This window comes from Trinickia sp. EG282A (assembly GCF_040965455.1).
GTDB lineage: Bacteria > Pseudomonadota > Gammaproteobacteria > Burkholderiales > Burkholderiaceae > Trinickia > Trinickia symbiotica.
In genome coordinates this window covers 243924-257426 of the sequence record NZ_JBFRCC010000001.1, presented here as the reverse complement: position 1 = coordinate 257426, position 13503 = coordinate 243924, and the positions used below count along the sequence as shown (strand labels likewise).

Sequence of the window (13503 nt, the reverse complement as noted above, 5' to 3'; positions counted from 1 at the left end):
TCAGGGATGGCACTACTGCTTCATCGTCGAACCGTCGCCGCCTTCCTCGTCTGCCGGCTTGACCGACCTTCTTCTTCTGCCCGCTCTCACATCAGCATCCTCCGCGTCGGCAATCAGCGGCAAATTGGCGTCGGGATCGGCAATAACGAGGCTCGTCGATTCCGACGCCGGGATACGCGATACCGCATCGCCCAGCAACGACGTCGTCCAACGAGCAAACTCACTGAAACCGCACAGGCTCGATCCAACGCTATCGGCAATGGTCTCGATCGCGATATCGCTCGCATCGCGCCAATAGGCGAGCGATTTCTTCATGGCAGCCTCGACCTGCGCGGGCGGCAGCAGAAGTAGCCAGTCGAGCGATCGCGACGTTACAGCTTCCTCCGCAATCTCGCGCTGCTCGCTCAAGGCGCTCTGGGCCGTCTCGAGATTGAGATGGGCGAGCCGCCGGAAGCCGTCCAGCGTTCGCTGGGCAATACCGGCGATCGATCCTGCCGTGGCCTGCTCGACTGAACCAACATATTCGACTGCAGGTGAATTCATCGTCGTGCTCCCTCGAAAGTGATTGGACAGTGATTGCGCGTCAGGCCTTCTTGGCCTGCGGATTGCCGATCTGCTCGGCAAATTGCGAAAGCTTCTGGTCCGTCGCTTTTTCTTCCTCGAGCGTCTCATGCAACAGCTTCACGGCATCGTCCCGGCCGAGCTGCTTGCCCAGCGCACAGAGCGTGCCGTACGCCGAGATCTCGTAGTGCTCGACTTTCTGTGCCGCGCCGATGAGTCCGGCATCGAGCACCGGACCCTTCTCGATCTCGTCGACGAGTTCCTGCCCCTCCTCGATGAGGCCTTCCATCGCCACACACTTGATCCGCTTGAGTCGGACACCGCAAATTTCGACGACTTTGTCTATCCGCTCGATTTGGCCCTCCGTCTCGTGCAAATGTGTCTCGAACGCCTTCGAAAGCTCGGTGTTCGCCGCCGCTCGCGATAGTTTAGCGAGCGCACGTGTCAATTGTTTTTCGGCGCTGTAGATATCCGAGAGATCGTGAATGAACAGATCCTCGAGTGTCTTGCGTGCTGCCATGATGGATTCCCTCCAGTTGGATTCAGCCGATGCCGCTGTTCAATAACGCTGGCGAGCGCGAGGCTCTCGCGTTAAGTTGCAACGCGCGTGCCTCGAACGCCACTGGGGAGAATCGATGCGCTACCAGAGCCCGGTGATCGACGCGATGCCTTGCGCCCCGAGCGAGCGCGCCTTGGCGCAATGCTCGCGCGTCATGCCGCCGAGCGCGTAAACGGGCACGCGGGCTCGGCCGACGCATTCGCCGAAACGCTCCCACCCGAGCGTCGCTGCGCCCGGGTGACTCGCCGTCGGCAGCACAGGCGAAAGCGTCACGAAATCGACGCCGACGCGCTCCGCCCGCGCCAACTGCTCTTCGGTATGGCATGCGGCCGAAAGCAATTTTGCGTCGGACAGCAGACGTGCCGAGCATTTCATCAGTTGTTCGCTCGTCAGGTGGAAGCCGTCGGCGCCGGCGACCCCACCGCCATGACCGGTCGGCTCGAGGCCCGACGCTGGGTTCGGCGCCGCGACGATGGCGGCATGCCCTCGCGGCCCGTTGACGATGAGCCGTGCGCCGCGCCCGTGCGATAGGATCAGCGCCTGAGCCGCGAGTTCGTCGAAACGGGCGGCGTCAAGCCGTTTCGCGCGCAGTTGCACCAGCGCGATTCCGCGCGCCAATGCGCGATCGAGCCGATCGAGGAAGCGCCCGAATCGTCCATCGGCGTCCGGTTCGGGTTCAGGCGTGATGAGCAGTAGTTCAGGGAGGTCTGTCTCTATCCGCATGCGAGCTCAACGGCTGTCCGGCTTGCGCACCATCGGCGCGGCGGCTTTCTTGCGCCACATACGCCAAAGCGCCGCGAGGACGATCGGCACGATGGCCGCGCCGATGCCGACGAGCACGATGACGTTCAGATATTGCTTGATGAACGGGATGTTGCCGAAAAAGTAGCCGGCCAGCACGAGCAGGAGAACCCAAAGCGCCGCGCCCGACACGTTGAAGAACTGGAAGCGGCCGGGGCGCATGCAGGAGACGCCCGCGACGAACGGCGCGAAGGTCCGTATCACGGGAATGAAGCGCGCGAGAACGATCGTCTTGCCGCCGTGCCGCTCGTAGAAGTCGTGCGTCCTTTGCAGCGCGACGCGGTCGAGAAAGCGCTCGAGATAAGGGATATGCGTGTTGAATACTTTCGGCCCGAGCGCTCGCCCGATCGCATAGTTCAAGCTGTTGCCGCTGACCGATGCCGCTAGCAGCAATATTATCAGGGCCGCGAGGTTCATTTCGCCCGTCGCGCAAAACGCCCCGCCGATGAAAAGCAGGGAATCGCCTGGCAAAAACGGCAGGATCACGAGCCCCGTTTCGCAAAAGACGATCAGGAACAATACCGCATACACCCATGCGCCATATTGCTGGACGAACTGGCCGAGGAACGTATCGATGTGGAGAATCAATCCGGCGAAATGAAGCAGCGTGTCCAAAATCATCCCTTCTCGTCAATGGCCCCGGCCGCGACGACGCGCCGGTGAGTCGAACAATCGCCGCCATGATACCGAAACTGCCCGACATCGAATCGCTATAATCGCCGAATGTCCGAGTTCCCCGAACCGCCGGCCGCCGCGCCTTCTTCGCTTGCATCGCGGGCGCGACCCGCCGCGCGCGCCATTCAGCCGCTGCCCGACCAGCTGATCAGCCAGATTGCCGCCGGCGAAGTCGTCGAGCGGCCGGCCTCGGTCGTCAAGGAGTTGCTCGAAAACGCGCTCGACGCCGGCGCGAAAACGCTGCGCATCCTGCTCGATGCGGGCGGCATCAAGCGCATTTCGATCGCCGACGACGGCTGCGGCATTCCGGCCGCCGAGTTGCCGCTCGCGCTGATGCGTCATGCCACCAGCAAGATCCGCTCGCTCGCCGAGCTCGAATCGGTGGCCACGCTCGGGTTTCGCGGCGAAGCGCTCGCCTCCATCGCCTCCGTGGCCGAAACCTCCATTACGAGCCGCACGGCCGACGCGCCTCATGCGACGCGCATCGACGCGCAGACGGGCGCGCTGACGCCGTCCGCGGGCGGTGTCGGCACGACGATCGAAGTGCGCGAGCTTTACTTTACGACGCCCGCGCGCCGCAAGTTTCTGAAGAGCGAACAGACGGAACTCGGCCATTGCGTCGAGATGATTCGCCGGGTCGCCCTCGCGCGGCCCGACGTCGCGATTTCGGTCCTCCATAACGGACGCGCGCTCGACCACTGGAACGCAAGTGAGCCGGCGCAACGTGTCGCGAAGATACTCGGCGAAGGATTCGCGCTGGCGCATCTGCCGCTCGACGAAGCAGCGGGGCCGCTCGCGCTCTACGGCTGCGCCGGCTTGCCGACGGCGAGCCGCGGCCGTGCCGATCAGCAGTACTTCTTCGTCAACGGCCGCTTCGTGCGGGACAAGCTGCTCACGCACGCCGTGCGCTCGGCTTACGAAGACGTGCTCCACGGCGATCGCTATCCGTCGTACGTGCTCTTCCTCGATCTGCCGCCCGAAACGGTCGACGTGAACGTGCATCCGTCGAAAATCGAAGTCCGATTCCGCGATTCCCGCGCCGTGCATCAGTTCGTGTTTCATGCGCTGCAGCGGGCATTGGCGCGTCACGCGGGTGCTTCCGCCGAAACGACGGCAGGCGGACACGCGGCGCATCTCGAAGCGCCGTTTCCGCCCGGACCCGGCGCGGCGCAATCGGCGGGCGCGCCGGCCGCGTCGGCATCGGGCGGAATCGATACGGCCGGCGCGAGCAACGGGCGAGGCGACGCGAACTCACCCTATCCGACACGCACCGGCACGACCTGGATGCGCGACGCGCGGATGACGCAAGGGCGCTTGCCCGTCGCGCAACCGTTGGCGCTCTACGATGCGCTTTTCGGCCGCAAAGAGACGTCGGGAAATGCGGGCAGCGGCGACGGGGCGATTGGTCCATCCAACGATCCGCTCTCGCCCGCGATCCGGCCCGCGTACCAGGTGCAAGCGCGCGACAGCGCCGCTCAAGGAACCGACGACGCCCACGAAGACCATCCGCTCGGTTTCGCGCTCGGGCAGATCCATGGCATCTACGTGCTCGCGCAAAACGCGCGGGGGCTCGTCATCGTCGACATGCATGCGGCCCACGAGCGAATTCTCTACGAGCAGTTCAAGCGCGCGCTGGCGCAGCGATCGATCGCCGTGCAGCCGCTGCTACTGCCGATCTCGATGCCGGCCGATGCCGTCGAGATCGGCACCGCGGAAGAGGAGCGGGAAACGCTCGACGCGCTCGGCTTCGATCTCGCCGCGCTTTCGCCGACGACGCTCGCGATCCGCGCCGTGCCGGCGTTGCTAAAGGACGCCGACCTGCCCTCGCTCGCGCGCGCCGTGCTGGCCGATCTGCACGCGTATGGCGGCTCACGCGTACTGACCGAGCGCCAGCACGAGTTGCTCGGCACGCTGGCCTGCCACCATGCGGTCCGTGCCAACCGGCGCCTCACGATCGACGAGATGAACGCGTTGCTGCGACAAATGGAGGCGACCGAACGCGCCGATCAATGCAATCACGGGCGCCCGACCTGGTATCAGTTGTCCATTGCCGATCTCGACCGGCTCTTCCTGCGCGGGCAGTGACCGCGGACGCTTCAAAAGAGCCAACATGAGCCGAACCGCGATACCCTGCCTGCTCGGCCCCACGGCGTCGGGCAAAACCGCCGCCGCGCTCGCGTTCGCGGCGCGACATCCGATCGAGATCGTCAGCATCGACTCGGCACTCGTCTACCGCGGCATGGACATCGGCACGGCCAAACCGACGCGCGAGGAACGCGCGGCCGTGCCCCATCATCTGATAGACATCATCGAGCCGACCGATAGCTATTCGGCGGCCGACTTTCGCACCGATGCGCTGCGCCTCGCCGGCGAAATCCTTGCGCGCGGACGCGTGCCGCTTTTCGTCGGCGGCACGATGCTCTACTACAAGGCGCTTTCGCAGGGGCTCGACGATTTGCCGTCGGCCGACGCTACCGTGCGTGCCGAACTCGAAGCCGATGCGGCGCGCGAAGGATGGCCCGCGTTGCATGCGCGGCTGGCGCGGGTGGACCCGGCCACGGCGGCTCGCCTCGCGCCCAACGATTCCCAGCGCATTCAGCGCGCGCTCGAGATCTTTGCGCTGACGGGGCGGCCGATGTCGAATCTGCTTGCCGAGCGTCGGCGCGGTCCTGTGGACGACGACGAGCGCATCGAAGGCGGCAACACGGCGCGCGGAGAAGCGAACGATGCCGGCGCGCGTTATCGCTTCGTCCCGATCGCGCTCGAACCGTCCGACCGTGCCGTGCTGCATGTACGGATCGCTGAGCGCTTCGACGCCATGCTCACGGCCGGTTTCATCGACGAGGTGAAACGGCTGCGCGAGCGTGGCGACCTCGATCCCGGCCTGCCGTCGATGCGCTGCGTGGGCTACCGCCAGGCCTGGGCGTACCTCGATGACGAGATCGATTACGCGACGATGCGCGACAAGGGTATCTTCGCGACGCGTCAGCTCTGCAAGCGACAGCTGACATGGCTGCGATCGATGCCGGAGCGCATCGTGGTCGACTGTTGCTCGCAATCCGCGACGTTCGAGGCGGTCCGCGCAATCGAAGATGCGCTCGGCTTCTCCAGGCGATGACGCGGCAACGCATCGGATCGCCGCTGCAAGCGGCTCGCGCTGCTTGGACATCATATGGACCGTCGGGCGCGATATCTCATAAGCGACATGGCCACGCGCTTGACGGTACTTGTACGATTCATCAGATTCGCAACGGCCGGGCAAAGCAAGCGCGCGCCATCCGAAAGACCACGGTGTACGTTGAGCATATCCAATTGGAACACTGGCTCGTGATGGGCGACGCGATTGCGGACTTGTCGCAACCGCTCCAAGAGAACGTTGAAACTGGCTCGCTTAGGGGGCTTTGCCGGCGAGAACGCTTTGTGAAGACAAGGCACCCATAGCTTGTGTTCGTACCTGCTGTCCGTGAGCCCGGTCCAAAAGCCGAAAGTCAATTCCGCTACGACTTTGCTTGGTGGCATAGGCCGCCCCTGCGGAAACGTCCTGCCGGCGTCGTTTTGGGCCTTTCTGAGAGCATCGCGGAAGCGTTTATCGAGTAGAGCGAGCAAAGATTCGTCGGAGAACCACTCAGTACCGAAGGTTGCAGCCAGTTCCGCGTCGAACTTGTTTCGGAGTGCGATCTCGAAATAGTGAAAGTCAAAGAGAAATGCGGCGCTGAGCTTCGCGTTCATGATGTACAGGCGAAGCGCCTGCTGCTCGTTGCCCTTGGCAGCTTGCAGGTACTTGTTGAGACGTGATCTCGTCAATGTGCTGACGACCCGCGCGCGGCGGGCGGAGTCCAGTGAGGACAGAGCGGATTTGGCCAAGGGAACTGCCTCGCGTCACTAGCCGATTGGAAATCGGCGTGGTTTTCATTGACCGCGCCGGCAGCTTCCCGCTATCATCCAACCCGCAAGCCCCCGGTGCGACCTCTGCGAAAGCATGCCCCCGGGGGCATCGTCTTTCCAGCCGTCCGAAAGTTATAGTGCGCAGGCCCGACCGACGAAAAAAAGACCGCTTGGCACCCAAGCGGTCTTTTTTCAACTGCTACGAAAAAGCAGCGGCTACACGTCCCTTCAAACCACGACCGTCTGGGCCTCGCCCTCGTGCCGCGGGCGCACCTTGCCGATCTTCCAGACCTGCTCGCCGGCCGCGGTGAGCTCGCGCATGGCTTCGTCGGCATCGGCCGCCGCCACAATGACGGCCATCCCGATGCCGCAGTTGAACACGCGGTGCATTTCGGCGTCGGCCACGCCGCCATGCTGCTGGAGCCAAGAGAAGAGCGGCGGCATCGGCCACGCGTCCTTGTCGAGCTCGGCCGTGAGATCGTCGCGCAGCACGCGCGGGATGTTCTCGACGAGCCCGCCGCCCGTGATGTGCGCCATGCCCTTGACCGCGAGCTTTTCCATCAACGCCAACAGCGGCTTCACGTAAATCCGCGTCGGCGCCATCAGCGCGTCAGCGAGCGAACGACCGTGAAAATCGGCCGACAAATCGGGGTTCGCGCGCTCGATGATCTTGCGCACGAGCGAAAAACCGTTCGAATGAATGCCGCTCGAGGCGAGCCCGAGCACCGCGTCGCCCGGAACGATCGTGCTGCCGTCGATGATCTTACTCTTCTCGACGGCGCCCACCGCGAAGCCGGCGAGGTCATACTCGCCGTCCGGATACATACCGGGCATTTCGGCCGTCTCGCCGCCGATCAACGCACAGCCGGCGAGCTCGCAGCCGTGAGCGATGCCCTTCACGACGGTCGCCGCCGTGCCGACCTCGAGCTTGCCGCACGCAAAGTAATCAAGAAAGAAAAGCGGCTCGGCGCCTTGCACGAGGATATCGTTGACGCTCATCGCGACGAGATCCTGGCCGACCGTATCGTGTTTGTTCAGATGGAACGCGAGCTTGAGCTTCGTGCCAACGCCGTCCGTGCCCGAAACGAGCACGGGCTCGCGATACTTCTTCGGCACCTCGAAAAGCGCACCGAATCCGCCGATGCCGCCGAGCACGCCCTCGCGCAGCGTCTTCTTCGCAAACGGCTTGATGGCGTCGACGAGCGCATCGCCGGCGTCGATGTCGACGCCCGCGTCGCGGTACGAAAGGCCTTGCGCCGAACGAGCCGGATTCTCACCATCCGGAGCGGATTTCGGTTGATTCATGGGGAAGTGCGAGAAGGTCGGTAAAATGCGATTTTACCCGATGCGCGCCGGCCCGCTCGATTTACCCTCTCCGACCACACTTGGGAAAACTCTTGTCGCACAACGCCCCGTTTCTCACGCCGTACCAACGCCAGGCCCTTTTCTGGAGCGCCGTCGCGCTCGGCCTCGGCATGCTGCTCTGGCTGCTGAGGCCCGTGCTCACCCCGTTCCTGCTCGGCGCGATCATCGCCTACATCCTGCAGCCCGGCGTCGCCTGGCTCGTGCGCAGGCGCGTGCCGCGCGGCCTCGCCGCGCTGGTCATGATGCTCTTTTTCGCGATCATCGTGTCGCTGCTCGCGCTGCTCGTGTTCGCCGTCGTGCAGCGCGAACTGCCGCAGCTGAAGCTGCAGGTGCCCATTTTTATCGCGCGCCTGCACGACTGGGCACAGCCGAAGCTCACCTACCTCGGCTATGGCGACCTCTTCGACTTCGCGAGCCTGCGCGACATGCTCACGAGCAAGATCGAAAGCAGCGGACAAGCCGTCGCCGTCGCGGCGTGGAAGTCCCTGCGCACAGGCGGCAATGTCATGTTCACGCTGATCGGCGATCTCGTCATGGTCCCGCTCGTGCTGTTTTATCTACTGTACGACTGGAACTCGATGCTCGCCCGGCTCGCATTGTTCGTGCCGCGCCGCTGGCTCGCGAAAACGGTCGCCCTCGTGCGGGAAATGGACCTCTCGCTCTCACAATATCTGCGCGGCCAAGTGCTCGTCATGGGCGTGCTCGCGGTGTTCTACGGCCTCGCGCTCACGATCGCCGGATTCGAGATCGCGCTGCCCATCGGCGTGTTCACCGGCCTGGCGGTCTTCATCCCATACGTCGGCTACGCCACGGGTCTCGCGCTCGCCCTGATCGCCGCGCTGCTCCAGTTCGGAAACTTCTACGGCTTCGTCGCCGTCGCGGTCGTCTACGGCGTCGGTCAGATCCTCGAAAGTTTCATTCTGACGCCGCGGCTCGTCGGCGAGCGCATCGGCCTTCACCCGCTCACCGTCATCTTCGCGTTGCTGGCGTTCGGGCAATTGTTCGGGTTCTTCGGCGTGCTGCTCGCATTGCCCGTCAGCGCGATTCTCTCGACGGCCGTGCGCGAGCTGCGCCGCAGCTATCTCGAGAGCCGGTTTTACCTCGACGCGCGCAAATCGTCTCCTCCCGTCGTCGAGGGGGAAGAACGATGATCACGGGCGCCGCCGCGTCACTGACAACATCCGTCTGCTTCATGCCGCCCCCACCGTGTCCGTGCAACGCCAACTGACGCTCGACCTCGGCACCCCGCCGCCGTCGACGTTCGACAATTTCTTCGCCGGCGCCAATGCCGAGCTCGTCGCCCGCCTGGCCGGGCTCGACAATGCGCTCGCCGCGGGCCCGCTCGCCGATCGCACGTTCTACGTCTGGGGCGAGCCAGGCAGCGGGCGCAGCCACCTGCTCGCCGCGCTCGTGCACAGCGCGGGGCCGGCGCGCTCGCGCTTTCTAGGTCCCCAAAGCGCGCTCGCCGCATTCGCGTTCGATCCGCACGTGCCGATCTATGTCGTCGACGATTGCGACAAGCTCGCCAGCGCGCAACAGATCGCGCTCTTCAACCTCTTCAACGAGGTGCGCGCGCATCCGTCGGCCGCGCTCGTCGCCACGGGCAACGCCGCCCCAATCGCGCTCGCCGTGCGCGAGGACCTGCGTACGCGTCTTGGCTGGGGACTCGTCTATCATCTCGCGCCGCTGCCCGACGACCGCAAGATCGCCGTTCTCAAGCACGCGGCGAAGGAGCGCGGCATTGCGCTCGCCGATGACGTCCCCGCCTATCTGCTCACCCACTTCAGGCGCGACATGCCGAGCCTGATGGCGTTGCTCGACGCGCTGGACCGTTTCTCGCTCGAGCAAAAGCGCGCGATCACGCTGCCGCTTCTGCGCACGATGCTTGCGCGGCCGGCAGGCGATGCGCCCCCGGAAAGCGCGAGCGAGCCGGATGCCACGCCGGAAAACCCACCGGGAGACGCCCCGCCGGCCGCCTGCGGCCGCTTGAAGTAAAATGCGGCCTCATGACGAATCTCGCTCTCTTCGACCTCGATCACACGCTCATTCCCACCGACAGCGACCACGAATGGGGCCGCTTCATGGTGAAGCTCGGCATCGTCGACGGGCCGACCTTCATGCGCGATGTCGACCGTTTCTACGCCGACTACAAGGCGGGCCAGCTCGACATCCACGCTTATCTGGAAGCGATGCTGACGCCGCTCGCCCAATACTCGCGCGCGCAGCTCGCGGCCTGGCATGAGCAGTTCATGCACGAGGTGATCCGGCCGGCGCTGGTGCCGGCGGCGCTCGAGCTCGTGCGCGGCCACCAGGACAAGGGCGATCTCTGCTGTATCGTCACCGCGACGAACGAGTTCATCACGCGCCCGATCGCCGACGCGTTCGGCGTCGAGATGCTGATCGCCTGCGAAGTCGAGACGATCGACGGCGAGCCGCACTCGCCGTTCACCGGCCGCGGCACGGGCACGCCGAGCTACCGCGAGGGCAAGATCGTGCGCGTGGAGAGCTGGCTCGCCTCGCTCGGCAAGTCCATCGGCGACTTCCCGAAGAGTTGGTTCTATAGCGACTCGCACAACGACATTCCGCTGCTCGAGAAAGTCACCGATCCGATCGCGACCAACCCCGACGCCACGCTGCGTGCCCATGCCGAGGCGAAGGGCTGGCGCATCCTCGATCTGTTCCAACCGTCGTGATCAAGAAACTCATCCGCAAGCTGTTCGGCCAGAGCACGGCCACCCCGGACGCCTCCTTCGAGAGCGCCCCGCAAGTCGTCCCTCCTGGGAGTCGCGACGAGTCGCCCGCCCCCGGCAGTGAGCGAAACGCGGCAGCCGATGCCCATGCGGGCGCCGCGACCGGGAAACCCGCGAAGCCGCGCCGCAAGAGCCCGCAGACGGCGAAGGGGGCTGCCGCGGCATCCCCCGGAGGCACTTCATCGGGGGCGCGCGAGCCCGATGCGCCCGTCATTCTGTCGTCGGAGATGCATGGGATCAATCCCGCCCTGATCTCGCGCAATGCCGTGCGAGTGACCGAAACGCTGCAGCAGGCGGGCTTCAGGGCGTTCATCGTCGGCGGCGCCGTGCGCGACCTGCTGCTCGGCATCGCGCCGAAAGATTTCGACGTCGCGACGGACGCAACGCCCGAGGAAGTCCAGCGGCTCTTTCGCCGAGCCCGGCTGATCGGCCGGCGCTTTCAGATCGTCCATGTGCAGTTCGGCCAGGAAATCATCGAAGTCTCGACGTTCCGGGCGCTCGTCGATCCGCCTGCGGCCGAAGCCGCGCCCGCGCGGCGCCTGCGCCGCGACGAGCTGGACCGCCGTACCCACGCTGTCGACGCGAGCGGCCGCGTGCTGCGCGACAACGTCTGGGGCGAGCAGCACGAAGATGCAACGCGGCGGGACTTCACGATCAACGCGATGTACTACGATCCGGCGACGGAGACGGTGCTCGACTATCACGACGGCATCGCCGACATCCGTGCACGCATGCTGCGCATGATCGGCGACCCCACCACGCGCTACCGGGAAGACCCCGTGCGGATGCTGCGCGTTGTACGCTTTGCCGCGAAGCTCGGTTTCGAGATCGACGACGCGACGCGTGCGCCGATCAAGCCGCTCGCCGATCTGATCCACAACGTGCCGGCCGCGCGACTCTTCGACGAGATGCTGAAGCTGCTGCTCTCGGGCCATGCCCTTGCGTGCCTGAAGCAGCTGCGCAAGGAAGGCCTTCACCATGGCCTTCTGCCGTTGCTCGACGTGGTGCTCGAACAGCCGCACGGCGAATCGTTCATCACGCTCTCGCTCAACAACACCGATGCGCGCGTGCGTGCCGGCAAGCCCGTCTCGCCCGGCTTCCTCTTCGCGACCCTCCTCTGGCATGACGTGCAGCAACGCGCGCAAGCGTTCGAGAGCAACGGCGAGTACCCGGTTCCCGCCTTGCACCGCGCGATGGACGACGTCATCGAGACGCAGACGGGCAAGCTCGCGATCCACAAGCGCTTTGCGGCCGACATGCGCGAGATCTGGGGGCTGCAGTCGCGCCTCGAAAAGCGTTCCGGCCGCAGCGCGTTGAAGCTGATCGAACACCAAAGATTTAGAGCGGGTTATGATTTCCTCCTGTTGCGCTGCGAGTCGGGCGAGCTGGACCCCGCGATCGGCCATTGGTGGACGGCCTTCATCGAAGGCGATGCCGCCGCGCGCGAAGCGCTTCTCGCGGAAGGTGGCAAGGAACGGACGCCGCGCAAGCGCCGGCGGCGCGGCGGCCGCGGCCGCAAGCCGGCCGAAGGCGCCACGCCCGGCGAGTCGGCCGATCAGGCCGATGACGCGCGCGATGGCGGCTCGACGAACGCCGCCGCCACGCATGATGCGCACGAGGATTGATGCGGCGGCGCCCGCCGCCGAAGAAGTGGTGAAGTCGTGAAGTCGTGAAGTCGTAGGAAGCCATGTCATGACGGTTGCTTATCTCGGTCTTGGCGCGAACCTCGGGGATGCTCGTCAGTCCCTCAAGGACGCGGTCGTTTGCCTTGCGCAGCAGCACTGCGTCACCGTGCTCGCCAAGTCGAGCCTCTACCGGACCGAGCCGATCGACGCCGAAGGCGACGACTACTACAACCTTGTCGTCAAGATCGAAACCGCGCTCACCGCGCGCACGCTGCTCGCGCTGTGCCAGCGCATCGAGCATCACTTCGGGCGCGAGCGGCCGTACCGCAACGCGCCGCGCACGCTCGACATCGATATCGTGCTATTCGGCGACGAACGCATCGACGAGCCCGATCTGATCGTCCCACACCCGCGCGCCGTCGAGCGGGCATTCGTTCTCGTGCCGCTCGTCGAGATCGATGGCGACGTCACGATCCCCGGCATCGGCCGCGCCGATGCGCTGATCGGAGGCGTCGCGCATCAACGCATCGAAAAAGTGCAAACCTGCGGCTGCGCCATGCTCGCCGCGTTGCGCGGCAAATCGCGATGACCTCCCCCGCACTCACCGTCACCCCTCCCGTACGGCACGCGCCGTATCGCTACCTCGCGATCGAAGGGCCGATCGGCGTGGGCAAGACGTCGCTTGCGCAACGACTGGCCGAGCGGTGGTCGATGCGGACGTTGCTCGAGCGCGCGGCCGACAATCCGTTTCTCGATCGTTTTTACGCCGACATGGCGCGTTACGCGTTGCCGACACAGCTGCACTTCGCGTTGCAGCGGGTGGAGCAGGCCCGTGAGGCGGGCGAGGCGCTCGCGAGCGGCGCGCCGCTCGTGGCGGACTTCATCGCGCAAAAGAACGACGTCTTTGCGCGGCTCACACTGCCCGACGACGAATGGCGGCTCTATCGATCGCTCGCCGCGCATTTGCCGGCGGGCGCCCCCGCGCCCGATTTCGTCGTCCATCTGCAGGCGAGCCCGCATACGCTGCTCTCACGCATCCAGAAACGCGCGCGAGCCGCCGAGGGTCTCATTACCGAGACCTATCTGCGCAAGCTCTGCGAAGCGTACGATCAGTTCTTCTACCACTACGACGCGAGCCCCGTGCTGACGATCAACACCGAGCATCTGAATCCGCTCGAATCGCAAGCGGACTTCGCGCTCGTCGTCGAACAGATCGAAACGATGCGCGGCCGCAAGGCGAGCTTCGTAAAAGCGCAGTAAGATTCGCGCGGCCGGCAACGCC

General features: G+C 65.2%; 14 protein-coding genes. 8 read left to right on the top strand and 6 right to left on the bottom strand.

All coding sequences use genetic code 11. The annotated features are described in order from the left end of the window. Window positions 1–12: 12 nt before the first annotated feature. From AB4Y31_RS01215 to AB4Y31_RS01200, 4 genes are all read right to left on the bottom strand, one after another. The gene (locus AB4Y31_RS01215; RefSeq protein ID WP_368672350.1) at window positions 13–543 is read right to left on the bottom strand and encodes a phasin family protein; all 531 of its coding nucleotides are present in this window, start codon (window positions 541–543) and stop codon (window positions 13–15) included. Between the two features lie 40 nt (window positions 544–583). Next, entirely contained in the window at window positions 584–1081 is a 498-nt protein-coding gene (locus AB4Y31_RS01210; RefSeq protein WP_368672349.1) for a ferritin-like domain-containing protein, read from the bottom strand. A gap of 120 nt (window positions 1082–1201) precedes the next feature. Continuing rightward, a complete protein-coding gene (locus AB4Y31_RS01205) occupies window positions 1202–1843 on the bottom strand; it encodes a thiamine phosphate synthase (protein ID WP_368672348.1) in 642 nt (213 codons plus the stop codon). 6 nt (window positions 1844–1849) lie between these two features. After that, window positions 1850–2536: a DedA family protein gene (locus tag AB4Y31_RS01200; protein ID WP_368673414.1), complete on the bottom strand. Its 687-nt coding sequence runs from the start codon at window positions 2534–2536 to the stop codon at window positions 1850–1852. Between the two features lie 108 nt (window positions 2537–2644). Here AB4Y31_RS01200 and mutL point away from each other — a divergent pair, with 108 nt between their 5' ends. Beyond that, on the top strand, window positions 2645–4681 hold the full coding sequence (gene mutL / locus AB4Y31_RS01195) for a DNA mismatch repair endonuclease MutL (RefSeq protein WP_368672347.1): 2037 nt from the start codon (window positions 2645–2647) through the stop codon (window positions 4679–4681). Window positions 4682–4706: 25 nt separating this feature from the next. Continuing rightward, complete coding sequence (gene miaA / locus AB4Y31_RS01190) at window positions 4707–5714, top strand: tRNA (adenosine(37)-N6)-dimethylallyltransferase MiaA (RefSeq protein WP_368672346.1); 1008 nt, start codon at window positions 4707–4709, stop codon at window positions 5712–5714. Between the two features lie 50 nt (window positions 5715–5764). Here the strand turns inward: miaA and AB4Y31_RS01185 are convergent, their stop codons facing one another. After that, window positions 5765–6460, bottom strand: a complete 696-nt coding sequence (locus tag AB4Y31_RS01185) for an Abi family protein (RefSeq protein WP_368672345.1) — start codon at window positions 6458–6460, stop codon at window positions 5765–5767. Between the two features lie 249 nt (window positions 6461–6709). Then, window positions 6710–7786: a phosphoribosylformylglycinamidine cyclo-ligase gene (gene purM, locus AB4Y31_RS01180; RefSeq protein ID WP_368672344.1), complete on the bottom strand. Its 1077-nt coding sequence runs from the start codon at window positions 7784–7786 to the stop codon at window positions 6710–6712. Window positions 7787–7878: 92 nt separating this feature from the next. Between purM and AB4Y31_RS01175 the strand changes: the two genes are divergently transcribed. The 6 genes from AB4Y31_RS01175 to AB4Y31_RS01150 all read left to right on the top strand — a co-directional run bounded on the left by AB4Y31_RS01175 (window position 7879) and on the right by AB4Y31_RS01150 (window position 13481). Then, window positions 7879–8997: an AI-2E family transporter gene (locus AB4Y31_RS01175; protein ID WP_368672343.1), complete on the top strand. Its 1119-nt coding sequence runs from the start codon at window positions 7879–7881 to the stop codon at window positions 8995–8997. A 55-nt stretch (window positions 8998–9052) separates the two neighbouring features. Then, the gene (hda, locus tag AB4Y31_RS01170) at window positions 9053–9841 is read left to right on the top strand and encodes a DnaA regulatory inactivator Hda (protein WP_018440011.1); all 789 of its coding nucleotides are present in this window, start codon (window positions 9053–9055) and stop codon (window positions 9839–9841) included. Between the two features lie 11 nt (window positions 9842–9852). Beyond that, complete coding sequence (locus AB4Y31_RS01165; protein WP_368672342.1) at window positions 9853–10539, top strand: HAD family hydrolase; 687 nt, start codon at window positions 9853–9855, stop codon at window positions 10537–10539. Next, window positions 10536–12221, top strand: a complete 1686-nt coding sequence (gene pcnB, locus AB4Y31_RS01160; RefSeq protein ID WP_368672341.1) for a polynucleotide adenylyltransferase PcnB — start codon at window positions 10536–10538, stop codon at window positions 12219–12221. Before AB4Y31_RS01165 ends, pcnB begins: the two co-directional genes overlap by 4 nt. 67 nt (window positions 12222–12288) lie before the next feature. After that, complete coding sequence (gene folK, locus AB4Y31_RS01155) at window positions 12289–12810, top strand: 2-amino-4-hydroxy-6-hydroxymethyldihydropteridine diphosphokinase (protein ID WP_368672340.1); 522 nt, start codon at window positions 12289–12291, stop codon at window positions 12808–12810. Continuing rightward, on the top strand, window positions 12807–13481 hold the full coding sequence (locus tag AB4Y31_RS01150; protein ID WP_368672339.1) for a deoxynucleoside kinase: 675 nt from the start codon (window positions 12807–12809) through the stop codon (window positions 13479–13481). Before folK ends, AB4Y31_RS01150 begins: the two co-directional genes overlap by 4 nt. Window positions 13482–13503 lie beyond the last annotated feature (22 nt).